Origin of the sequence: Enterobacter sp. HNDS-6, from assembly GCF_039850505.1 — a bacterium.
Classification (GTDB): domain Bacteria; phylum Pseudomonadota; class Gammaproteobacteria; order Enterobacterales; family Enterobacteriaceae; genus Enterobacter; species Enterobacter kobei.
Window position 1 is genome coordinate 2,792,997 of sequence record NZ_CP156673.1, and the last position, 22,852, is coordinate 2,815,848.

A 22,852-nucleotide genomic window follows, 5' to 3' on the forward strand; every position below is an offset into this window, starting at 1 on the left:
CCAAAGCGAATCTTTGCGCATTCTAACAGTAACATTCCGGGGAACAATGATTTTAGGCAACCGATTAACCACAATTATTTAGCGGCCAACCGGTGGGGGAGAGGTTTACCAGCGAGCGGGTTTTTCCGCGTTCAGGTTGTCCAGAACGGTCTTTAACGAGGTACCGTCCGGGAAGGTGATATCGGGGGCGACTTCAAAGAGCGGCCAGAGCATAAATCCGCGATTTTTCATATCATAATGCGGTACGGTGAGGCGATCGGTATGAATCACCTCCTGGCCAAACAGCATGATGTCGAGATCGAGGGTGCGCGGTCCCCAGCGTTCGGCTTTGCGCACGCGGCCCTGCTGGAGCTCAATGCGCTGGGTATTATCCAGCAGCGCTCCTGCCTCAAGGGCTGTTTCCAGCAACACGGCAGCGTTCAGATAATCAGGCTGATCCTGTGGGCCGAGCGGCGGGGTACGATAAAACGACGAGACGGCGACGATCCGGCTTTGCGGAATCTCGCCCAGCGCCTTTACGGCAGCGTTAACCTGCTCCAGCGGAGAGGCTAAGTTACTGCCGATGGCGATACAGGCGAGTGTCATGCTGAACCTTCACGACGCGGCGCACGTTTGCGCGGACGACGATGACGGCGACGCGGTGCGGGCTCTTCATCCAGCCCGGTCAGCATATCCTTCTGTTCCGGCGGAGCGGAAACCTGGAATTCAGCCCACCACTGCGCCAGACGCTGCAGCTCCTGATTGCGTTCAATTTCCGCACGCAGGGACAGCAGATCGAACGCGGCGCGGAACTTTGGATGTTCCATCAGTTTCCAGGCGCGTTTGCCCTGGCGACGGGACATGCGCAGCTGAAGCTGCCAGATGTCGCGCACCAGCGTGGTAATACGTTTCGGGATCGCCAGCGTACGGCACCCTTCGTCCAGCACGTCGTTTGCGGCCAGCGCGAAGGCATCGTAATAGGCCAGGCCGCTCTCCTGAGTAATTCTTTGCGCGGTTTCCAGCAGGGGATACCAGAACATCGCCGCAAACAGGAATGCCGGGTTCACGCGCATGTCATTCTGGATGCGGGTGTCGGTATTTTTCAGCACCTGCGCAATCATGCGCTCCATCGGGCTGTCACCGTTTTCGGTGAAGTAGCGCGTAATGGTCGGGAACAGCGGCTGGAACAGGTTGTATTCGCGCAGCAGCTTGTAGGTTTCAAACCCGTAGCCAGCCTGCAATAGCTTCAGCGCTTCTTCAAACAGACGGGCAGGCGGCACGTCGTTGATCAGCGTCGCCAGACGCGGGATCGGCTCTGCCGTCTCCGGGCTGATGCGCATGTTGAGCTTGGCGGCGAAACGCACGGCACGCAGCATACGCACAGGATCTTCGCGATAACGCGTTTCTGGCGTGCCGATCAGGCGGATCAGGCCCTCTTTCAGGTCCTGCATACCGCCCACGTAATCACGCACGGTGAAATCCGCCACGCTGTAATAGAGACTGTTGATGGTGAAGTCGCGGCGCTGGGCATCTTCTTCGATAGAACCGAAAATATTGTCACGCAGCAACATACCGTTCTGGCCGCGCTGGGAGGTCGTGCGATCGGATGCGCCCGCTTCGTGGTGGCCGCGGAAGGTCGCCACTTCGATAATTTCTGGCCCAAACATGACGTGAGCAAGACGGAAACGGCGGCCAACAAGACGACAGTTACGGAATAACTTGCGCACCTGCTCAGGCGTGGCGCTGGTCGTCACGTCGAAATCTTTTGGTTTTTTGCCCAGCAGTAAATCACGCACCCCACCGCCAACGAGATAGGCCTCGTAGCCCGCTTTATTCAGACGATAGAGCACCTTGAGGGCATTTTCACTGATATCTTTGCGGGAAATAGTGTGCTGCTCACGCGGAATAACCGACATGTGTGGCTGTGCAATAGCATCGTTCGCCATGCTCTCTTCGCGGCTTAGCACTTTACGGCAAAAATTAGCGACTCGGGTAAAAATGGTACACCTCGTAGTGTGTTTTGTTATGAAAAAAGCGGCTAATCATAGCTCAGCGCAACGCATTTGAGAATGCTGGATTTTTGGCACCGCCGTGAGCGTCCATTGCGCGATGGCCATTTTCAGCAGTTCGTCAATACGCAGATCCTGCCATTCGTGGGTTACATTTTGGTTGAGAAATCGCAGCGCGTCGATCAAAACAGGACGCGGATCGCCGTCTGGCAGGGCTGGGGCGTGGTTTTGCTTGGACAGTTTAATGCCCTGCGCATTGACCGCCAGCGGCAGATGAAGATAACCCGGTACCGTCCAGCCAAACTGCTGATACAGCGATATTTGCCGCACGGTAGGTTCGACCAGGTCTGCCCCGCGCACAATTTCCGTGACGCCCTGGAAATGGTCGTCGACGACCACGGCCAGGTTATAAGCAAACAGACCATCACGACGGTGAATAATAAAATCTTCGCGCGCCAGACGTTCATCGGCACGGATCTCTCCGGAGAGCAGATCGTGGAAACGGGTGACGGGCGCACGTTGCAGCAGGCGCACGGCGGCGTTCTCCGGGGGATGATTGAGCGTACGGCAGTGCCCGTCATAGACGCCGCCAACGCTCTGGATACGCGCGCGGGTGCAGGTGCAGTTGTAGGAAAGCCCTTGCTCAGCGAGCCAGGCCAGACGCTCCCGATACGCCTCGTGGCGTTTTGATTGCCAGAGAACCTCGCCGTCCCAGTGCAGGCCGTAATGTTCCAGCTGACGCAGTATGGTCTCTGCAGCACCGGGAACTTCACGCGGCGGGTCAATATCTTCTATGCGGACGAGCCATTTGCCCTGGCTGGCGCGAGCCTGCAGGTAGCTGCCGAGCGCGGCAATTAATGAGCCGAAGTGTAATTCACCTGAGGGAGATGGCGCGAAGCGCCCGATATAGTGTGATTCAGACATATCAACGTTAACAAGGCGGGAGAGACTCCCGCCTTTGGAGTGGGTAAACAGCGCTGGTATTAACCGGCCATCTGTTTTTCGCGGATTTCGGCCAGCGTTTTACAGTCGATGCACAGATCGGCGGTTGGACGCGCTTCCAGGCGACGAATACCGATTTCAACACCGCACGATTCGCAGTAGCCAAAATCTTCGTCTTCGACTTTTTTCAGCGTTTTCTCGATCTTTTTGATCAGTTTGCGTTCGCGGTCACGGTTACGCAGTTCGAGGCTGAACTCTTCTTCCTGAGCGGCACGGTCTACCGGATCCGGGAAGTTTGCAGCTTCATCCTGCATATGCGTAACGGTGCGATCGACTTCATCCCTGAGTTGATTACGCCATGCTTCAAGAATACGCTTGAAGTGCGACAGCTGGGCTTCGTTCATATACTCTTCGCCCGGTTTCTCTTGATACGGCTCCACCCCAGCGATGGCGAGAATACTCAGGGACGATGTTTTACGGTTTTGCCCTTCTTGCATGTTGCTTCTCCTTAACACGCACTATCGATCCCCGTGTTGGGGGAAAAATCAGGTCGCTATAAATAGCAGATGCTTTTCCGTATGGCAATTATCTAAACGTAACACTTGACAAGCCTGTGAGGAAAAGCGTATTTGCGCACGCGGCCAGAACACATAATCATCAATCGTCTAATCCCTTATAAGACAATGGGAAGAGAGGATCTCAGAGTCATATTATCGGCAGAAAGTTCCGCCTTATAAGCGAAAACCTCTACCCCCTGCTTTTGTGCCTCATTCAACAATTGCGCGTATTTAGGGTCAATATGGCGGGCAGGTGAGAACCGTTCAATGGCTGAATGCAGTACCGCAAACAGCAGTACGGCGCGTTTGCCCGCCGCCGCAACACTCATTAGCTCCCGCAGGTGCTTCTGTCCACGTAGCGTAACCGCATCCGGGAAGTAGCCATTTTCCTGTTCCGCTAACGTCACTGATTTTACTTCAATATAGCACTCCGGCCTGTCTTCCGCCTGTAACATGAAGTCAATTCTGCTGCTTTCATCGCCATATTTCACTTCACTTTTATGCGTACCATAACCCACCAGTTCGGGAATAGTGCCATGGGTCAGCGCTTCCTTAACCAGCTGATTGGCGCGCAGGGTATTAACGCAAATAAATGCCCCACTTTGTGTCTCAGTTATTTCCCAGGTATGGGGATATTTGCGTTTAGTATTTTCTGAAGTGGAATACCAGACCGTGTCACCCGGCGTGGCGCAACCGGTCATGGCTCCGGTGTTGGGGCAGTGCAGAGTGAGCGTTTTCCCCTCAGGTGTCACCACGTCGGCGAGGAAGCGTTTGTAGCGTTGGATCAGCGTGGCGGGCTGGAGTGCAGGGCTAAACTTCATCAGGATTCCTTCATCGTGTCGCCCAGCGTCCAGCGCTGTAGCGGCGTATAGCGTGTGCGTCCTTGAGCAAAGACAGATTCATAAAGCGCGAATGCATTGACCGGGAAAGCCCAGTGAAAACCCGGGGCCGGGAGGGCAACGGCCTGACCGGCATCGCGCAGCAGCGTGATATGCGGATGAAATGGCTGCGGGCTCTGATAACAGCCGCTGCGCGCCGCCTGCGCGCGCAGCATATTCGCCAGCTGCAATAATCCGCGCGGTGGCTGGCGCGTGCCCAGCCAGACCACGCGCGAACGTAGCCATTGTCCTGCATCGTCGAGGTGCAGCGTAAACGGCGGCTGAGAAATCCGCCCGGCCATGGCGGCTAACGCCCGCTGTTTCCCGGCACTCACGTCGCCCAGGAATGCCAGCGTCAGATGCAGGTTCGCGGCCGCAACGGGCCGACCTGCTTCCGGTGGAAAATGTTCAGCGCGCCAGCGAACGATTTGCCGCTGAACAGGGGCGGGCAGCTCAATGGCAAAAAACAGTCGTTTTGACTCAGACATACGGGGGACTCGGTAATGATATGCGCCGATGCTACAATGTACGCCGACTAATGTTAACCCTCTGGAGCTGTTAGTGTCCTCATTGCCGGTCGCCGTCGTCCTTCCCGAGCTTCTTGCTGCCTTACACCACGCCCCGCAGGTTTTGCTTAACGCGCCTACGGGGGCGGGCAAATCCACCTGGCTGCCGCTACAGATCCTCAAAGAAGGGAAGATTGCCGGAAAAATCATCCTGCTGGAGCCGCGCAGGCTCGCCGCACGCAACGTGGCGCAGCGACTGGCGGAACTGCTGAACGAAAAACCGGGCGAAACGGTAGGTTATCGGATGCGTGCCGAAACCTGCGTTGGCCCGTCCACGCGCCTCGAAGTGGTTACCGAGGGCATTCTCACCCGCATGCTGCAAAACGATCCGGAACTGACCGGCGTGGGGTTGGTGATTCTGGATGAATTCCATGAACGCAGCCTGCAGGCGGATCTGGCCCTGGCGCTGTTGCTGGACGTCCAGCAGGGGCTGCGCGACGACCTACGGCTGCTCATTATGTCGGCGACGCTGGATAACGTGCGGCTGCAGCAGACGCTGCCTGATGCCCCAGTGATTGCCTCCGAAGGTCGTGCATTCCCGGTGGAGCGGCGCTATCAGCCGCTACCTGCCCATCAGCGTTTTGAGGAAGCGGTGGCTGTCGCCACGGCTGAACTGCTTCGTCAGGAGCCGGGGTCGCTGCTGCTATTTTTACCCGGTGTGGGAGAAATCCAGCGCGTACAGGAGCAACTGGCATCACGGGTGAGTAGCGACATTATTCTGTGTCCGCTCTATGGCGCGCTGTCGCTGGCCGATCAGCGTAAAGCGATCCTTCCCGCCCCGGCGGGGCAGCGCAAAGTGGTGCTGGCGACCAATATCGCGGAAACCAGTTTGACCATCGAAGGCATTCGCCTGGTGGTGGATAGCGCCCAGGAGAGGGTGGCCAGTTTTGACCCGCGCACCGGGCTGACTAAGCTGCTCACGCAGCGCATCAGCCAGTCGTCGATGATCCAGCGTGCGGGCCGTGCCGGGCGTCTTGCGCCGGGCATTTGTCTGCATTTGACCAGCGCGGAGCAAGCTGAGCGTGCCGCACAGCAAAGCACGCCAGAAATTTTACAAAGTGATTTGTCTGGCCTGGTGATGGATCTCCTGCAATGGGGCTGTCCTGACCCTGCCCAGCTCACATGGCTCAACCTTCCGCCAGCGGTTAACCTCACGGCGGCGCGCAGCCTGCTGACTCAGCTTGGCGCGCTGGAAGGCGAGCGTCTGACGGCGCGCGGGCAGAAAATGGCGGCGCTGGGTAACGATCCGCGTCTGGCTGCTATGCTGGTGGCCGCGCAGGGGAACGATGAAATTGCCACGGCGGCCAGGCTGGCGGCTATCCTTGAGGAGCCGCCGCGCGGTGGCAGTAGCGATCTGGGACAGGCATTTTCGCGTAATCAGGGGAACTGGCAGCAGCGGGCGCAGCAGCTGGCCAAACGCCTGAATAGCCGGGGCGGTTCACCTGACAGCGATAAAATTGCCTCCCTGCTGTCAGAGGCCTTCCCGGACAGAATTGCCCGCCGCCGCGGGCTGGACGGGCGCTATCAGCTGGCAAACGGCATGGGGGCGATGCTGGACAGCGATGATGCGTTAACGCGTCACGAATGGCTGATTGCCCCGCTTTTGCTTCAGGGGAGCCACTCTCCTGACGCACGTATTTTACAGGCGTTTGCCGTAGACATTGATGCGCTGACCCGCGCTTGTCCGCAGCTGCTGCAGCAGTCCGATATCGTGGAATGGGATGAGACTCAGGGCACGCTAAAGGCGTTTCGCCGCAGTCAGATTGGCAAACTGACGCTCGGGACGAAACCGCTGGCGAAGCCTTCAGAAGAAGAGTTACACCAGGCGATGCTGAACGGCATCCGGGAAAAAGGGCTGAGCGTACTGAACTGGGCGCCGGAAGCTGAACAGTATCGTATACGCCTGCACTGCGCCGCGAAGTGGCTTCCGGAACACGGCTGGCCATCGGTGGATGATGAGACGCTGCTGGCTACGCTTGAGCACTGGCTACTGCCGCAAATGAGCGGCGTACACTCCTTGCGTGCGCTCAAGGCGCTTGATGTTAAGACCGCGTTACAGAATTTACTGGACTGGTCATTACGTCAACGTCTGGATAGTGAGCTGCCTGGGCATTACACTGTGCCCACCGGGAGCCGGATTGCCATTCGTTATCATGAGGATAATCCTCCGGCGCTGGCGGTACGGATGCAGGAGATGTTTGGTGAAGCCACCACACCGTCTATCGCAGAAGGGCGTGTGCCGTTGGTGCTTGAGCTGCTGTCGCCTGCGCAGCGTCCGCTGCAGATCACCCGCGATCTGGGCGCGTTCTGGGCGGGAAGTTACCGGGACGTGCAGAAAGAGATGAAAGGGCGCTATCCCAAACACGTCTGGCCGGACGATCCGGCGAACACGGCACCGACACGGCGGACGAAGAAGTATTCGTGAATCAGGGGAAGAGGGGAGTGCGGCCTGGATTGTGCGGGCTGGATTGTGCGGCCTGATGCCCTCACCCCGGCCCTCTCCCATGGGGAGAGGGAGAAAACTAATTTTGAGAGATTTCTTCTTTCACAGGTCAGTGGAAGAAATGAGAATCGGGCCTTTGCGCCTGAACGTTGCGGAGAAAAAGCATGGCGGGGAATGACCGCGAGCCAATAGGACGTAAGGGAAAACCCACGCGTCCGGCGAAAGAAAAGGTAAGCCGTCGTCGCCTCAGAGATGAGGACTATGACGATGACTATGAAGACGATTATGAGGATGAAGAACCGATGCCGCGTAAAGGAAAAGGCAAAGGGCGCAAGCCTCGGGGCAAACGCGGCTGGTTCTGGCTGCTGCTGAAGCTGTTCATTGTTTTTGTTGTGCTGATGGCGATTTACGGCGTTTATCTGGATCAGAAGATCCGCAGCCGTATCGACGGTAAAGTCTGGCAGTTACCTGCGGCAGTGTATGGCCGTATGGTGAACCTTGAGCCAGATATGTCCATCAGTAAGAACGAGATGGTGAAACTGCTGGAAGCGACCCAGTATCGTCAGGTGTCGAAGATGACGCGCCCTGGCGAATTTACCGTTCAGGCGAAAAGCATTGAGATGATCCGCCGTCCGTTCGACTTCCCGGACAGCAAAGAGGGGCAGGTGCGCGCGCGTCTGACCTTTGACGGCGATCGTCTGGATACCATCGAGAACATGGATAACAACCGTCAGTTCGGTTTCTTCCGTCTCGATCCGCGTCTGATCACCATGCTCTCGTCGGCAAACGGCGAGCAGCGCCTGTTTGTGGCGCGTAACGGCTTCCCGGATCTGCTGGTGGATACGCTGCTGGCAACCGAGGACCGTCACTTCTACGAGCACGACGGCATCAGCCTTTATTCTATCGGCCGTGCGGTACTGGCGAACCTGACCGCAGGTCGTACCGTGCAGGGGGCGAGTACGCTGACTCAGCAGCTGGTGAAGAACCTGTTCCTCTCCAGCGAACGCTCTTACTGGCGTAAAGCCAACGAAGCGTACATGGCCGTGCTGATGGATGCGCGTTACAGCAAGGATCGTATTCTTGAACTGTACATGAACGAGGTTTACCTCGGTCAGAGCGGCGATAACGAAATCCGCGGCTTCCCGCTGGCAAGCCTGTACTACTTTGGCCGCCCGGTGGAAGAGCTGAGCCTGGACCAGCAGGCATTGCTGGTGGGCATGGTGAAAGGGGCGTCCATCTACAACCCGTGGCGTAACCCGAAACTGGCGCTGGAGCGTCGTAACCTGGTCCTGCGTCTGCTGCAACAACAGCAGGTGATCGATCAGGAACTGTACGACATGCTGAGCGCGCGTCCGCTTGGCGTGCAGCCGCGCGGTGGGGTGATCTCTCCTCAGCCTGCGTTTATGCAAATGGTGCGTCAGGAGCTGCAAAGCAAGCTCGGTGATAAGGTCAAAGATCTCTCCGGCGTGAAGATCTTCACCACCTTTGACTCCGTGGCCCAGGATGCAGCAGAAAAAGCCGCGGTGGAAGGTATTCCTGCACTGAAGAAACAGCGCAAGCTGAGCGATCTGGAAACCGCCATGGTGGTGGTTGACCGCAACACTGGCGAAGTACGCGCGATGGTGGGCGGTGCCGAGCCGCAGTATGCGGGCTATAACCGTGCCATGCAGGCGCGTCGTTCGATTGGTTCTCTGGCAAAACCGGCGACCTATCTCACCGCCCTGAGTCAGCCGAATCTGTATCGTTTGAACACCTGGATTGCCGATGCGCCAATCTCACTGCGTCAGCCTAACGGTCAGGTCTGGTCCCCGCAGAACGATGATAAACAGTTCAGCGGCCAGGTTATGCTGGTGGATGCGTTGACCCGTTCCATGAACGTCCCCACGGTTAACCTCGGTATGGCGCTGGGCCTGCCTGCGATTGTCGACACCTGGCAGAAACTGGGCGTGTCGAAAGATCAGCTGCATCCGGTTCCGGCGATGATTTTGGGGGCACTTAACCTGACGCCGATCGAAGTGGCACAGGCGTTCCAGACCATTGCCAGCGGCGGTAACCGTGCGCCGCTTTCGGCCCTGCGCTCGGTGATTGCCGAGGATGGATCCGTGCTGTATCAGAGCTTCCCACAGGCAGAACGTGCGGTGCCTGCGCAGGCGGCCTATATGACGCTGTGGACCATGCAGCAGGTTGTGCAGCGCGGTACTGGCCGTCAGCTGGGGGCGAAATATCCGGGTCTGCATCTGGCGGGTAAAACCGGGACCACCAACAACAACGTCGATACCTGGTTTGCCGGTATTGATGGCCGTGAAGTGGTGATCACCTGGGTAGGCCGTGATAACAACCAGCCAACCAAGCTGTACGGTGCAAGCGGGGCGATGTCGATTTACCAGCGCTATCTGGCGAATCAGTCTCCGGTGCCGCTGAACCTGGTTGCGCCGGAAGATATCGTCGATATGGGCGTGGACGGTTCCGGTAACTTTGTTTGCGGCGGTGGGATGCGTACCCTGCCGGTCTGGACCACCAACCCGGACTCCCTCTGCCAGCAGAGCCAGCCTGAACAGCCAACGGGCAACCCGTTCGATCAATCTTCTCAGCCTCAGCAGCCGCAGCAACAACAGCCGCAGCAGCAGAATGAGAAGAAAGACAGCGATGGCGTAGCCGGCTGGATTAAGGACATGTTTGGCGGGAATTAATTAATTCCCTGAATAAAAGGCCGCTTTATTTTAAAGCGGCCTTTTTTATTGTTTACAGTCCGCAATCCTTTAAAAAAAGTTAATTCAAAATTAAGAATTCCTAAGATTCATTATTTTTTATTTAAAACATAGTCTTGTGCGCCATTATGTGCAGGAGGTTTTTAGGCTATCTGGACACTGGTAAGAATGATCTGATTTAATCGCCTCAAGGAATCACAGGCTTTCCTGAAACATGGCTGGGTTAATTACCCCTGTATGAGTGATATGAGCGCTTAAATAACATTCTGACGCACAGTATTGGGGCGGGAATGGATGACTGCATCGATATATATAAGGATATGATTATGAGTAAGTATGTTCTTTCTTCATTTTTGGCTGCAAGCATAATGGCATCGCTGTCTCTGCCAGCATTTGCCGGAAACGATTCTGGCACGGTGAACTTTGCCGGGAAAGTGGTGGCCGACACCTGTGAAATTAATGTTGATGGCTCCGGTACGACCTCGTCAACCGTCACGTTCCCCGATACCTATGCGTCGGACTTTGGCACTGATGGCGCAGTGGGCACCAGCAAAACGTTTAATATTGAAGTGAAAAAATGTGACCCGCTGGTTGCCAAACTCAACCTCAAATTCAGCGGAACGACAACGGATGCCGCGCATAAACGTCTGAAGAACGACCTCAGCGGCGCCGGTAATGCCACCAACGTTGGCATCATCGTCAGCAATGAAAACGGCACGAAAGACGATGTGGTATTTGATGGCTCCCTGCCTTCGACGGGAACGGATGTGGCTAACGATGCGACGGGAACAAATGCCTCAGTCTTTAACTACATCGCGAAGGTGATTCAGATTGGTGATACTGCACCCACCGCAGGCCGCTATTCTTCTTCGGCAACTTTCGAGGTTGTCTATCGCTAAGTCATTACTGGCAGCCTTTATGGCTGCCTTTTGGAACGTTGTATGAAGACTTTATTTAAATTGTTATGTGGTTGTTTAATTATTTCTTGTCTGTCAGCGCAGGCCAGCGTGGTTTTGGGTGGTACTCGTATTATTTATCCATCAAATAAAGCTGAAGTACAAATAGCCCTTAAAAATAAAGATCCCCATACGCGTTATCTGGTACAAAGCTGGGTCAGCTATGTCAATAATGCAAAAGCGCCCTTCGTTATTACCCCTCCTGTTTATAAGCTGCAGGAAAATCGTCAAACCCTTTTACACGTTATTTTTACTGGCGATAAAAAAAGCCTGCCATCAGACCGTGAATCGCTGTTCCTGGCGAATGTGAAATCGGTCTCCGCGCTGTCGCCTGAGCTGAAAGAGAAAAATACCCTGCAGTTCGCGATGAAAACGCGGCTGAAGCTTTTCTGGCGCCCGTCTCAGTTAAAAGAGGCCGATGCGCTGGTGGCGGATGAAAAAATCACGTTCCGTCGTCAGGGCGACACGCTTATTGCTAAAAACCCCACGCCGTTTTACGTCTCCTTTGGCGAGCTGGCCGTGGGCGGGAAAAGCGTACCGGTGAAAGAGACCGAAACCACGCCGGGGGCTATTTCGATGATGGTTGCACCGTTTAGCGAGCAGCATTTTGCGTTGCCAAAAGGGGCGACGGGTGCGGTGACCTGGACGGCAATCAATGATTTTGGGGCGCAAACCCCTCAGCGCAAGCAGGCCCTTTAACGGGATCGTGTTGGAATGCTATGTCCTCTCCCTCTCGCCAAAAACAGGTATGGTCCGGGATCGTGCTCGCACTGTTCGTCGCGATCCCACCTGCGTGGGCTGATGACGAATTCAACCTGCGGATCCTTGAGCTGGATACGCCGCTGGAAAATACCGCTACGCTCAAAAACTTCATTAATGATAACGGCTTGCTGGCAGGGCGCTATCTGACCACCATCATGTGGGATCGGGACGTCGTGGATAAACGCGAGGTCACCTATGTGCTTTCTGACGATAAGCAGCAGCTTCTGCCGGAGCTGACCAAAGCGGATCTGCGTGAATTTGGCGTGAACGTCGACGCGGTGCCGGATCTCAAAGATATGGACGATGCGGCCTGCATTCGGGATATCTCCCATTTTATCGAACATGCTCGCTACGATTACAATCAGGATAACCAGACCCTGACGCTGGTCATTCCCCAGGCCTACCGCAACCGCGCGGCTGCGGGCGCCATTAACCCGAAATTCTGGGATGACGGTGCTCCGGCGGCCTGGACAAGCTATCAGCTCAGCGGTTCTCAGCAGCATTACAGCACGGGCCAAACCTCATCAACCTGGCTTGGCCTGACATCGGGTCTTAATCTGGGCGCGTGGCGGCTGCGCAACAACAGTACCTGGAGTGACTCTTCGGGCTGGGAAGCCATCGCCACCACCCTGCAGCGCGATATCAAAGCGCTGAAAAGCCAGCTTGAACTGGGCCAGACGTACACCAACAGCGAGCTGTTCGACAGCGTGCAGATGACCGGCCTGACGCTGGAAACGGATACGGCGATGCTACCGGTCAGCCAGCAGGGGTTTGCGCCAGTCGTGCGGGGGATTGCCAACAGCGATGCAAAAGTCACCATTAAGCAAAACGGCTACACCCTTTATCAAACCAACGTCTCGCCGGGGCCATTTGAGATCCGTGATTTAAGCCAGGTCGCCTCCGGCGCGGATCTGGAAGTCACCGTTGAAGAGGCGGATGGCTCGGAGCATAGCTTCATACAGGCCAGCGCGTCGGTGCCGGTCCTCCAGCGTGAGGGCGGGTTTAAGTATTCGCTGGCGGCCGGGCGTTATCGCGGCAATGAAGGGGAAGATGAGCCCACTTTTGTGCAAGGTACGGCTATTTATGGCCTGCCGTATGGCGTGACGGCCTACACCGGCGCTCAGGGTGCGTCGATGTATCATGCACTATTGCTGGGGGTTGGCGCGGATTTGGGTCATCTGGGCTCAGCCTCGGTGGATATCACCACCGCGAGAACCGCCTTTGATGACGGACGTGATGACGCAAATGGACTTTCATGGCGAGCGCAGTATTCAAAAGATATTCCCGACACAGATACCACCGTCACGCTTGCCAGCTACCGCTATTCCACCTCCGGGTTTTATACCTTTCAGGAGGCTATCGATCAGCGCGACAGCGAGATTGATGACGGCATTTATACCTATCGCAGAACCAACAACCGCCGAAGCCGCATGCAGGTAAACCTTTCCCAGCGGCTTTCTGACTGGGGCTCGGCGTATCTTAACGGCTATCAGCAGGATTACTGGGATATGGACGGCCACGAGCGCAGCGTCAGCGCCGGGCTGAGCTCCAGCTGGCGGGATATTACCTGGTCGATAAGCTACAACCTGACCCGCACGCCAGATGCCGATTCCGATCGGCAACTGGCGCTGAACGTCAATATCCCGTTATCGCACTGGCTCTCTAACGCGTGGGCAAACTACAGCGTAAATACCGCAAGCGGCGGGTATGTCTCGCACCAGGTGGGGATCGGGGGGACCGCGCTTGAGGATAACAAGCTGAGCTATAACCTCCAGCAGACCTACGCCAACAAAGATACGGGCTATGGCGGCAGCGTATCCGGGCGCTATCGCGGCTCGTCCGGCGAAGTTGGCATGGGGTACAGCTACGGCGGGGATAACCGCCAGTGGAACTATAACGCTCAGGGATCCATCGTGGCTCACGGTCAGGGCGTTACGCTGGGGCAGCCCGTGCGGGACGCTTTCGCGATTGTACACATCAACGACGGAGAGGATGTCAACGTTCAGAGCGGCCGCGGCATTTATACCGATGCGTTTGGTAATGCCATCGTGCCGTCGCTTACCGCTTACCGACACAACACCCTCACGGTAAACACGCAGGAACGCAGCGATATTGATATTGACGCGGCAACGTTAGATCTCGTGCCGACAAAAGGCGCGGTGATACTGGCGAACTTCGAGGCCCGCGTTGGGCGCCGCGCGCTGGTCACGCTGCGTCATCAGGGTAAACCAGTGCCGTTTGGTGCCATCGTGGCGCTTGATAACACCACCGCGATTGTCGGGGATGATGGCGAGGTCTACCTCTCAGGGCTTAATGGACGCACATCGTTCAGCGCGCAGTGGGGAGAGGCGGGCGACGAACAGTGTCATGGCGTCATCGATTTACCCGATGACAATGGCGAGGGAATCATTAATACCGCGGTTAATTGCCAATGAGGCTGGAGAGAAAATGCGCGTGACTATTCTGGTGAGAACCGTTATCTCTGCCGTACTGCTGGTCGCCGCCGCGCGGGTACATCCGGCATTTGCTCAATGTACTTTCAGCGGCGGGGATGGATCTGGCGGCATTGTTACCTTTCAGCTTCCAGCGGTCTTTATGCTCGATCCCGATACCCCTGTGGGGACCGTAATTTATGACAATGCCGTCGAATTCAATGAAATTACGGTGCACTGTGGCGGAGCTGACGCGCAAATCCGGCGCGGCTATTTGACCCTGACGGATGCCGACGCGCGTGAGGACGTTCTGCCGGGAGTCTATAAAACCAACGTGCCGGGGATTGGCATCCGTGCGGCGGCGTCAAGCGAACGGTTGCCCGACTATATAGAGGAGGACCTCATTCGTCCCTGGCAGTATTATGGCTACAAACATGGCGGGTCTGATGGCACCCACGTCTTTCGGGCCGCCGCTCAACTGGTGGTCATCGGCCAGGTCCAGGACGGGATGCTGGATACCTCGCGCCTGACCTCGCAGGATACGCTCGGCGGTGTCGTGGTCGGTGAAATGCGTTTTTCGCCCACCAGCGTCCATATTACGACCAATACCTGTAATCTGGTTGACCGTAACATTTTTGTTCCTCTCAAAACGGTCAATTCTCAGGATTTTGACGGGCAATACTCAGAGATACTGACTGACGGTGGTTTTAAGATTGCAATAAACGACTGCGCGACGGGAACAAAGATTGACTATCAGTTCACCCGCACGGGGTCGACGGGGGTGACCAACGGCTCGGTTTTGGGCATTGCATCCGGTGATGCTGCCGCACAAGGGTTGGGGATTCAAATTCTCGACAGCAACGATACCGTCCTTCAGTTTGACCAGACCTATACTGCGATATCCGCTACGCAGGACAAGGTGCCCGCAGAGATCCCCCTGAAGGCCCGCTACGTAAAAACGGGGGAGGTCAAACCCGGAAAAGTCGAGGCGGTCGCCACGTTCGAGCTGTTTTACCGCTAATGCTTCCCGCCCGCTCCGGCGGGTTTTGGCGATCCTTTCGCTAACATCATTAACCCCCTGTTTTCATCTGGTTAATTCTTAATCCCTCAATTCTCGTAGGGCCGCTTATTGCTTGCTATGCAACCGGCGTTTCGCCTATTATTCTTGCGCTCATAATAATAATTCTCGTTTACGTTATCATTAACCTTTCCATCAGAGATACAACATGGCGCTTTCCAATACTGCTCAGCCAATCAACACGTCGCTGCGAAAAGTCGCGGTCGTCGTAGCCACAGCGGTTGCCGGCATGTCGGCTTATGCACATGCTGCCGAAACCCCGAAAAAAGAAGAAACCATTACGGTAACCGCAGCGCCTGCGGCACAGGAAAGTGCCTGGGGACCGGCGGCAACTATCGCGGCAAGGCAATCCGCGACCGGCACGAAAACCGATACGCCAATTCAGAAGGTGCCGCAGTCTATTTCAGTCGTCACCGCCGAAGAGATGGCGCTGCACCAGCCGCGTTCGGTAAAAGAAGCCCTTAGCTATACGCCGGGCGTGGCGGTTGGCACCCGTGGTGCGTCGAATACCTATGACTATCTGGTGATTCGCGGCTTTGCGGCCGACGGCCAGAGCCAGAATAACTACCTCGACGGCATGAAGATGCAGGGCAACTTCTATAACGACGCGGTAATCGACCCTTACATGCTGGAACGCGCCGAGATCATGCGCGGTCCGGTTTCCGTTCTGTACGGCAAAAGCAGCCCTGGCGGTTTGCTGAACATGGTAAGCAAGCGCCCAACCACCGAGCCGCTGAAAGAAATCCAGTTCAAAGTCGGTACGGACAGCCTGTTCCAGACCGGGTTTGACTTCAGCGATGCCATCGACGACGACGGCGTATACTCTTACCGCTTAACGGGTGTTGCGCGTTCTAATAACGCTCAGCAGGAGCGTGCGGAAGAGCAGCGTTACGCCATCGCGCCATCGTTCTCCTGGCGTCCGGATGATAAGACTACCTTCACGTTCCTCTCTTACTTCCAGAACGAGCCTGAAACCGGCTACTACGGCTGGCTGCCAAAAGAGGGGACGGTTGATCCGCTGCCGAACGGCGATCGTCTGCCGACGAACTTCAATGAAGGCGCGAAGAACAATACCTATTCCCGCAACCAGAAAATGGTGGGATACAGCTTCGATCACGAATTCAACGATACCTTTACCGTACGCCAGAACCTGCGCTTTGCTGAGAATAAAACCTCACAAAACAGTGTTTACGGCTATGGCGTCTGTACCGACCCGGCGAATGCGGGCAACAAACAGTGCGCCGCGTTAGCCCCTGCTAACAAAGGCCATTATCTGGCGCGTAAATACGTTGTCGATAATGAAAAGCTGCAGAACTTCACCGTTGATACCCAGTTGCAAAGCAAATTCACTACCGGTGAGGTGGACCACATCCTGCTGACCGGCGTTGACTTTATGCGCATGCGTAACGACATCAACTCCTGGTTCGGCTATGACGACTCGGTGCCGCTGCTGGATCTCTACAACCCGGTGAACAGCGATTTTGATTTCGGTTCGAAAGATCCGGCTACCTCCGGCCCTTATCAGATCCTCAACCGCCAGAAACAGACGGGTCTGTACGTTCAGGATCAGGCGCAGTGGGATAAAGTGCTGGTTACGCTGGGCGGCCGTTATGACTGGGCGGATCAGGAATCGTATAACCGCGTGTTGAATACCACCTCCAAACGTGATGATACCCAGTTCACCTGGCGTGGTGGTGTTAACTACCTGTTTGATAATGGCGTAACCCCGTACTTCAGCTACAGCGAATCGTTTGAACCCGCTTCGCAGACCGATGCTCAGGGCAAACTGTTCTCCCCGTCTAAAGGTAAGCAGTACGAAGCGGGCGTGAAATACGTGCCGAATGACCGTCCGATCGTTGTTACCGGTGCGTTGTACCAACTGACCAAAACCAACAACCTGATGGCGGACCCGGCTGGCTCGTTCTTCTCGGTTGAAGGGGGAGAAATCCGCGCGCGTGGCGTAGAGCTGGAAGCGAAAGCTGCGCTGTCTGCGAGCGTGAACGTTGTCGGTTCCTACACCTATACCGATGCGGAATACACCACCGATACAAATTACAAAGGCAACACGCCTGCTCAGGTGCCTAAACACATGGCATCCGTATGGGGCGATTACACGCTGTTTGATGGCCCGCTGTCCGGCCTGACGCTGGGTACCGGCGTGCGTTACACTGGCTCCAGCAAAGGCGATCCGGCGAACACCTTCACGGTAGGGAGCTACACCGTTGTCGATGCGCTGGTCAGATACGACCTGGCGCGCGTGGGCATGGCAGGCTCGAACGTCGCACTTCACGTGAACAACCTGTTTGATCGCGAGTATGTTGCCAGCTGCTTTAACACCTACGGTTGCTTCTGGGGTGCTGAACGTCAGGTTGTCGCCACCGCGACCTTCCGCTTCTAATCTCTCTTTGGGCACGGTTCGCCGTGCCCTTTTTATTTAAGTTGGCTGATATGCAGGATAATCAAACGCAAACCGACACCACCTTCACGCTCAATCATCTCTCCTTTCGCGTACCCGGACGCACGTTGCTGCATCCGCTCTCTCTGACGTTCCCGGCCGGTAAAGTGACGGGCCTGATTGGTCACAACGGTTCCGGTAAATCCACGCTCCTTAAGATGCTGGGACGCCATCAGCCGCCGTCTGAAGGGGATATCCTGCTGGACGGACAGCAACTGGAGAGCTGGAGCAGCAAAGCCTTTGCGCGCAAAGTGGCCTATCTGCCGCAGCAGTTGCCGCAGGCGGAAGGGATGACGGTGCGTGAGCTGGTGGCGATTGGGCGTTATCCGTGGCACGGGGCGCTTGGGCGATTCGGCGTGGCTGACCGGGAGAAAGTGGAAGAGGCGATTGCGCTGGTTGGGCTAAAACCGCTGGCGCACCGTCTGGTGGATAGCCTGTCTGGCGGTGAGCGTCAGCGGGCGTGGATTGCAATGCTGGTGGCTCAGGACAGCCGTTGCCTGCTACTGGATGAGCCTACCTCTGCGCTGGATATTGCCCATCAGGTCGACGTGCTGGCGCTGGTACACCGGTTAAGCCAGCAGCGTGGCCTGACGGTGATTGCGGTCCTGCACGATATCAACATGGCGGCGCGCTACTGCGATTATCTTGTCGCGCTACGCGGCGGCGAAATGATTGCGCAGGGAACACCGTCAGAGTTGATGCGCAGCGAAACGCTGGAACACATTTACGGTATTCCAATGGGTATCTTGCCTCACCCCGCTGGGGCTGCACCGGTGAGCTTCGTGTACTGATGCTGGACAACACATTTATCAGCCGTCGTCGCCTGTTGACGGCAATGGCGCTCTCACCCCTGCTGTTTAACATGACGACGGCGCGTGCTGCCGCAGTCGATCCTCACCGCATTGTGGCGCTGGAGTGGCTGCCGGTAGAGCTGATGATGGCGCTGGGTGTCACGCCCTATGGCGTGGCGGACATCCCTAACTATAACCTCTGGGTGAACGAGCCGAAGCTGCCGGACTCGGTGATTGACATCGGCCTGCGTACGGAGCCAAACCTCGAACTGCTTACCCAAATGAAACCGTCATTCCTGTTCTGGTCTGCGGGCTATGGCCCGTCAGAAGAGACCATGGCACGTATTGCGCCAGGGCGCGGTTTTTCCTTTAGCGACGGTAAAAAACCGCTGACCGTGGCGAAAAACTCGATCAACGAGATGGCGCATTTCCTCAACCGTGAAACGGAAGCCAAAAAGCATCTCGATGAATTCGATGCCCTGATTGTCGCCCTGAAGCCGCGCTTTGCCGGGCGGGGCGATCGCCCGCTGCTGATGGTGACGCTGCTGGATGCCCGCCATATGCTGGTATTCGGTAAAAACTGTCTGTTCCAGGAGGTGCTGGACAGCTTTGGCATTCGCAATGCGTGGGAAGGGGAGATGACCTTCTGGGGCAGTACCGCCGTCGGTATCGATCGTCTGGCGGCGTTTCGTGATGTGGATGTGCTGTGTTTCGACCACGGCAACGAGCGCGAAATGCAAACGCTGATGGCGACGCCGCTCTGGCAGGCGATGCCGTTTGTGCGCGAGAAGCGCTTCCAGCGTGCGCCCGCTGTGTGGTTCTACGGCGCGACGCTATCGGCCATGCATTTTGCCCGCGTACTGGATAACGCGCTGGGAGGTAAAGCATGAGTACCCGTATCGCGCGTTTCCCGGTTCTACTGCTGTCCGTGCTTTTTCTGGCTGCACTGTCATTCACCGGGTTCAATCTCTCGACGGCGTTACCGCGTGCGCAGTGGGGAGCCGCGCTGGTCTCGCCGGATATCGACAATATTCAGCAGATGCTGTTCCACTACAGCCTGCTGCCGCGTCTGGCGATCTCCCTTTTGGTCGGGGCCGGTTTAGGCCTGGTAGGCGTCTTATTCCAGCAGATATTACGTAACCCGCTGGCGGAGCCAACCACGTTGGGCGTCGCTACCGGGGCGCAGCTTGGGATCACGATCACCACGCTGTGGGCATTGCCCGGCGCGTTAACCTCGCAGTCTGCGGCCCTCGCGGGGGCGTGTGTCGTAGGGGCGCTGGTCTTTGGTGTGGCCTGGGGAAAACGCCTTTCTCCGGTAACGCTGATTCTGGCCGGGCTAGTTGTCAGCCTCTATTGCGGTGCGATTAACCAGCTGCTGGTGCTGTTCCATCACGATCAGCTGCAAAGTATGTTCCTGTGGAGCACCGGCACGCTCACCCAGACCGACTGGAGCATTGTGCAGCGTCTGTGGCCGCAGCTGGCGGGCGGGGTCGTGCTGACGCTGCTGCTCCTGCGTCCGCTGACGCTCATGGGGCTGGATGATGGCGTGGCGCGCAACCTGGGGCTGGCACTGTCGCTGGCACGCCTGGCGGCGCTCACGCTGGCGATTGTGCTGAGCGCTCTGCTGGTTAACGCGGTGGGCATTATCGGCTTTATCGGTCTCTTTGCGCCGCTGCTGGCAAAAATGCTCGGGGCGCGTCGGCTGCTGGCGCGTCTGCTGCTCGCACCGTTGATCGGGGCGCTGATCCTCTGGCTTTCCGATCAGATCATTCTCTGGCTGGCCCGCGTCTGGATGGAAGTGTCTACCGGGTCAGCAACGGCGCTTATCGGTGCGCCGCTGCTGCTGTGGTTGCTCCCGCGTTTGCGCAGCATCAGCGCGCCTGCGATGGACGCGGGCGATAAGGTCTACGCGGAACGTCAGTCGGTACTGTGGTTTAGCCTTGCCGGTCTGGGAGTCTTGCTTCTCGCCTCGTTTGCCGCACTCGCGTTTGGGCGCGATGCCGCAGGCTGGCACTGGGCAACGGGTGATCTACTCAACGAATTACTGCAATGGCGCTGGCCGCGGATCCTCTCCGCGCTTATTGCCGGTGTGATGCTGGCGGTTGCGGGCTGTATTATTCAGCGTCTGACCGGTAACCCGATGGCGAGCCCGGAAGTGCTGGGGATCAGCTCCGGTGCCGCCTTTGGCGTGGTGCTGATGCTGTTCCTGGTGCCAGGGAACGCGTTTGGCTGGTTGATGCCTGCCGGGAGTATCGGTGCGGCGGTGACGCTGATGATTATTCTGATTGCCTCAGGTCGCGGCGGATTTTCCCCGCACCGGATGTTGCTGGCCGGGATGGCGCTCAGCACGGCCTTTACGATGCTGTTGATGATGCTGCAGGCGAGTGGCGATCCGCGAATGGCGAAGATCCTGACCTGGATTTCTGGCTCAACCTACAACGCGACCGCCAGCCAGGTTGTGCATTCCGGGATCGTAATGATTGTGCTGCTGGCGATTGTGCCGCTGTGTCGTCGCTGGATGACCATTCTGCCGCTCGGCGGCGAAACGGCGCGGGCTGTGGGCATGGCGCTGACGCCTACGCGTGTCGCACTTCTCCTGCTGGCAGCGTGCCTCACGGCAACGGCAACCATGACTATTGGCCCGCTGAGCTTCGTCGGGTTGATGGCACCGCATATCGCCAGAATGATGGGGTTCCGCCGGACAATGCCGCACATTGTGATGTCAGCCCTGACGGGCGGAGTCATTCTGTTATTTGCGGACTGGTGTGGAAGGATGGTGCTGTTCCCTTACCAGATCCCGGCGGGACTGCTGTCGACCTTTATAGGCGCGCCGTATTTTATTTATCTGTTGAGAAAGCAGAGTCGGTAGTCAGGTGCGGCCTGATGCCCTCACCCCGGCCCTCTCCCACGGGGAGAGGGAGAATATCGTAGGCCGGGTAAGCGTTAGCGCCACCCGGCAATTCCCTTAAAGCTTCGCAAACACCTTACGCGCCGCGTCGATGGTGTTATTGATATCTTCTTCGCTGTGCGCCACGGACATAAAGCCCGCTTCAAACGCCGACGGCGCCAGGTACACACCTTCTTCCAGCATCAGGTGGAAGAAGCGCTTGAAGCGTTCAACATCGCACTTCACGACGTCCTGATAGCAGGTCACGGTTGGCGCATCGGTGAAGAAAATCCCGAACATGCCGCCGACGTGATTGACCACCAGTGGGATACCCGCCTCTTCTGCGGCTTCCAGCAGACCGTTAGCCAGTTGAGTCGTCAGGTCGGTCAGGGTTTCGTGAATACCTGGTTGCGCCACTTCGGTCAGGCAGGCGAAGCCTGCTGCCATCGCAATCGGGTTGCCGGAAAGGGTACCAGCCTGGTAGACCGGGCCCGTTGGCGCCAGCGCTTCCATCACATCCTTACGGCCGCCGAATGCGCCAACAGGCATGCCGCCGCCGATGATTTTGCCGAGGCAGGTCAGGTCCGGCTCAACGCCATAATAAGACTGGGCACCCGCCAGCGCTACGCGGAAGCCGGTCATCACTTCGTCGATGATCAGCAGGGCACCAAACTCATCGCACAGGGCGCGCAGGCCCGGCAGGAAGTCCGGCTGCGGTGGAATGCAGTTCATGTTGCCCGCTACCGGTTCAACGATGATGCAGGCGATCTCCTGCGGATACTGCTCGAACGCCGCGCGAACGGTGTTCAGATCGTTATAGGTACAGGTCAGGGTATGCTTAGCGAAATCCGCCGGCACGCCAGGCGAGTTTGGCTGGCCGAGGGTCAGCGCGCCGGAGCCTGCTTTCACCAGCAAACAATCTGCGTGGCCGTGGTAGCAGCCTTCGAATTTAATGATTTTATCGCGACCGGTAAAACCGCGCGCCAGGCGGATCGCGCTCATGGTCGCTTCGGTACCGGAGTTCACCATACGTACCATGTCCATGGTCGGCACCAGTTCAGTCACCAGCTCCGCCATCTTCACTTCCATTTCGGTTGGCGCACCGAAGCTCAGGCCACGCTGAGCGGCTTCAATGACCGCGTTACGAATGGCTGGGTGGTTGTGCCCGAGCACCATCGGTCCCCAGGAACCGACATAATCGATATAGGCTTTGCCATCGACATCATACAGATACGCGCCGTCAGCACGTTCAATAAACAGCGGCGTACCACCCACGCCGGTAAAGGCGCGAACAGGCGAGTTCACACCACCTGGAATAAGCTCCCGGGCTGCACTGTAGAGGTTTTCAGACTTGCTCATGGCGTCGTTCCTGGTTCGTATAAAATGATTAAGCACACTATTCTAAGTGA

The 22,852-nt window shown here is 57.0% G+C and carries 17 protein-coding genes; 10 read left to right on the forward strand and 7 right to left on the reverse strand.

The features are described 5' to 3' along the window. Nucleotides 1–105: 105 nt before the first annotated feature. From folK to thpR, 6 genes are all read right to left on the reverse strand, one after another. A complete protein-coding gene (folK, locus tag ABFI50_RS13050; protein ID WP_347484210.1) occupies nt 106–585 on the reverse strand; it encodes a 2-amino-4-hydroxy-6-hydroxymethyldihydropteridine diphosphokinase in 480 nt (159 codons plus the stop codon). After that, on the reverse strand, nt 582–1,979 hold the full coding sequence (gene pcnB, locus ABFI50_RS13055) for a polynucleotide adenylyltransferase PcnB (RefSeq protein ID WP_072093610.1): 1,398 nt from the start codon (nt 1,977–1,979) through the stop codon (nt 582–584). The genes folK and pcnB overlap by 4 nt, the downstream gene beginning before the upstream one ends. A 42-nt stretch (nt 1,980–2,021) precedes the next feature. After that, on the reverse strand, nt 2,022–2,912 hold the full coding sequence (gluQRS, locus tag ABFI50_RS13060; RefSeq protein WP_014882603.1) for a tRNA glutamyl-Q(34) synthetase GluQRS: 891 nt from the start codon (nt 2,910–2,912) through the stop codon (nt 2,022–2,024). Nucleotides 2,913–2,971: 59 nt separating this feature from the next. Continuing rightward, nucleotides 2,972–3,427: an RNA polymerase-binding protein DksA gene (dksA, locus tag ABFI50_RS13065; RefSeq protein ID WP_001155232.1), complete on the reverse strand. Its 456-nt coding sequence runs from the start codon at nt 3,425–3,427 to the stop codon at nt 2,972–2,974. Nucleotides 3,428–3,603: 176 nt separating this feature from the next. Next, nucleotides 3,604–4,308 (reverse strand): DNA/RNA nuclease SfsA, encoded by a 705-nt coding sequence (sfsA, locus tag ABFI50_RS13070; RefSeq protein WP_023332114.1) that lies wholly within the window; start codon nt 4,306–4,308, stop codon nt 3,604–3,606. Further along, nucleotides 4,308–4,853 carry an RNA 2',3'-cyclic phosphodiesterase gene (gene thpR / locus ABFI50_RS13075; RefSeq protein ID WP_023332115.1) on the reverse strand — a complete coding sequence of 182 codons (546 nt, stop codon included), beginning with the start codon at nt 4,851–4,853 and terminating at the stop codon, nt 4,308–4,310. The genes sfsA and thpR overlap by 1 nt, the downstream gene beginning before the upstream one ends. Before the next feature lie 73 nt (nt 4,854–4,926). Between thpR and hrpB the strand changes: the two genes are divergently transcribed. The 10 genes from hrpB (at nt 4,927) to fhuB (ending at nt 21,425) form a co-directional block, all read left to right on the forward strand. Next, complete coding sequence (gene hrpB / locus ABFI50_RS13080; RefSeq protein WP_347484215.1) at nt 4,927–7,356, forward strand: ATP-dependent helicase HrpB; 2,430 nt, start codon at nt 4,927–4,929, stop codon at nt 7,354–7,356. A 182-nt stretch (nt 7,357–7,538) separates the two neighbouring features. Beyond that, nucleotides 7,539–10,064, forward strand: a complete 2,526-nt coding sequence (gene mrcB, locus ABFI50_RS13085; protein WP_014882607.1) for a bifunctional glycosyl transferase/transpeptidase — start codon at nt 7,539–7,541, stop codon at nt 10,062–10,064. A 344-nt stretch (nt 10,065–10,408) separates the two neighbouring features. Then, nucleotides 10,409–10,981: a fimbrial protein gene (locus ABFI50_RS13090; protein WP_137984526.1), complete on the forward strand. Its 573-nt coding sequence runs from the start codon at nt 10,409–10,411 to the stop codon at nt 10,979–10,981. A gap of 42 nt (nt 10,982–11,023) precedes the next feature. Continuing rightward, entirely contained in the window at nt 11,024–11,737 is a 714-nt protein-coding gene (locus tag ABFI50_RS13095) for a molecular chaperone (RefSeq protein WP_047344006.1), read from the forward strand. 20 nt (nt 11,738–11,757) lie between these two features. Further along, nucleotides 11,758–14,235, forward strand: coding sequence for a fimbria/pilus outer membrane usher protein (locus ABFI50_RS13100; RefSeq protein ID WP_347484219.1), 2,478 nt, complete (start codon nt 11,758–11,760; stop codon nt 14,233–14,235). Nucleotides 14,236–14,248: 13 nt separating this feature from the next. Further along, on the forward strand, nt 14,249–15,253 hold the full coding sequence (locus tag ABFI50_RS13105; RefSeq protein WP_347484221.1) for a fimbrial protein: 1,005 nt from the start codon (nt 14,249–14,251) through the stop codon (nt 15,251–15,253). Nucleotides 15,254–15,458: 205 nt separating this feature from the next. Continuing rightward, nucleotides 15,459–17,708: a ferrichrome porin FhuA gene (fhuA, locus tag ABFI50_RS13110; RefSeq protein WP_347484223.1), complete on the forward strand. Its 2,250-nt coding sequence runs from the start codon at nt 15,459–15,461 to the stop codon at nt 17,706–17,708. Between the two features lie 50 nt (nt 17,709–17,758). Then, complete coding sequence (fhuC, locus tag ABFI50_RS13115; protein WP_032637477.1) at nt 17,759–18,556, forward strand: Fe3+-hydroxamate ABC transporter ATP-binding protein FhuC; 798 nt, start codon at nt 17,759–17,761, stop codon at nt 18,554–18,556. Continuing rightward, nucleotides 18,556–19,446, forward strand: a complete 891-nt coding sequence (gene fhuD / locus ABFI50_RS13120; protein WP_347484225.1) for a Fe(3+)-hydroxamate ABC transporter substrate-binding protein FhuD — start codon at nt 18,556–18,558, stop codon at nt 19,444–19,446. Before fhuC ends, fhuD begins: the two co-directional genes overlap by 1 nt. After that, nucleotides 19,443–21,425: a Fe(3+)-hydroxamate ABC transporter permease FhuB gene (fhuB, locus tag ABFI50_RS13125; RefSeq protein ID WP_193970151.1), complete on the forward strand. Its 1,983-nt coding sequence runs from the start codon at nt 19,443–19,445 to the stop codon at nt 21,423–21,425. The genes fhuD and fhuB overlap by 4 nt, the downstream gene beginning before the upstream one ends. Before the next feature lie 96 nt (nt 21,426–21,521). On the opposite strand, the gene hemL is transcribed toward fhuB, so the two are convergent. Beyond that, on the reverse strand, nt 21,522–22,802 hold the full coding sequence (gene hemL, locus ABFI50_RS13130) for a glutamate-1-semialdehyde 2,1-aminomutase (protein ID WP_014882616.1): 1,281 nt from the start codon (nt 22,800–22,802) through the stop codon (nt 21,522–21,524). Between the last annotated feature and the right edge of the window lie 50 nt (nt 22,803–22,852).

What these genes read in the sequence shown, in the direction of transcription:
- dksA (WP_001155232.1), bottom strand. Translation starts at nt 3,427, where the DNA reads ATGCAAGAAGGGCAAAACCGTAAAACATCGTCCCTGAGTATTCTCGCC.
- gluQRS (WP_014882603.1), bottom strand. Translation starts at nt 2,912, where the DNA reads ATGTCTGAATCACACTATATCGGGCGCTTCGCGCCATCTCCCTCAGGT.
- sfsA (WP_023332114.1), bottom strand. Translation starts at nt 4,308, where the DNA reads ATGAAGTTTAGCCCTGCACTCCAGCCCGCCACGCTGATCCAACGCTAC.
- fhuD (WP_347484225.1), top strand. Translation starts at nt 18,556, where the DNA reads ATGCTGGACAACACATTTATCAGCCGTCGTCGCCTGTTGACGGCAATG.
- ABFI50_RS13105 (WP_347484221.1), top strand. Translation starts at nt 14,249, where the DNA reads ATGCGCGTGACTATTCTGGTGAGAACCGTTATCTCTGCCGTACTGCTG.
- ABFI50_RS13090 (WP_137984526.1), top strand. Translation starts at nt 10,409, where the DNA reads ATGAGTAAGTATGTTCTTTCTTCATTTTTGGCTGCAAGCATAATGGCA.
- fhuA (WP_347484223.1), top strand. Translation starts at nt 15,459, where the DNA reads ATGGCGCTTTCCAATACTGCTCAGCCAATCAACACGTCGCTGCGAAAA.
- mrcB (WP_014882607.1), top strand. Translation starts at nt 7,539, where the DNA reads ATGGCGGGGAATGACCGCGAGCCAATAGGACGTAAGGGAAAACCCACG.
- ABFI50_RS13100 (WP_347484219.1), top strand. Translation starts at nt 11,758, where the DNA reads ATGTCCTCTCCCTCTCGCCAAAAACAGGTATGGTCCGGGATCGTGCTC.
- thpR (WP_023332115.1), bottom strand. Translation starts at nt 4,853, where the DNA reads ATGTCTGAGTCAAAACGACTGTTTTTTGCCATTGAGCTGCCCGCCCCT.
- ABFI50_RS13095 (WP_047344006.1), top strand. Translation starts at nt 11,024, where the DNA reads ATGAAGACTTTATTTAAATTGTTATGTGGTTGTTTAATTATTTCTTGT.
- fhuB (WP_193970151.1), top strand. Translation starts at nt 19,443, where the DNA reads ATGAGTACCCGTATCGCGCGTTTCCCGGTTCTACTGCTGTCCGTGCTT.
- folK (WP_347484210.1), bottom strand. Translation starts at nt 585, where the DNA reads ATGACACTCGCCTGTATCGCCATCGGCAGTAACTTAGCCTCTCCGCTG.
- hemL (WP_014882616.1), bottom strand. Translation starts at nt 22,802, where the DNA reads ATGAGCAAGTCTGAAAACCTCTACAGTGCAGCCCGGGAGCTTATTCCA.
- fhuC (WP_032637477.1), top strand. Translation starts at nt 17,759, where the DNA reads ATGCAGGATAATCAAACGCAAACCGACACCACCTTCACGCTCAATCAT.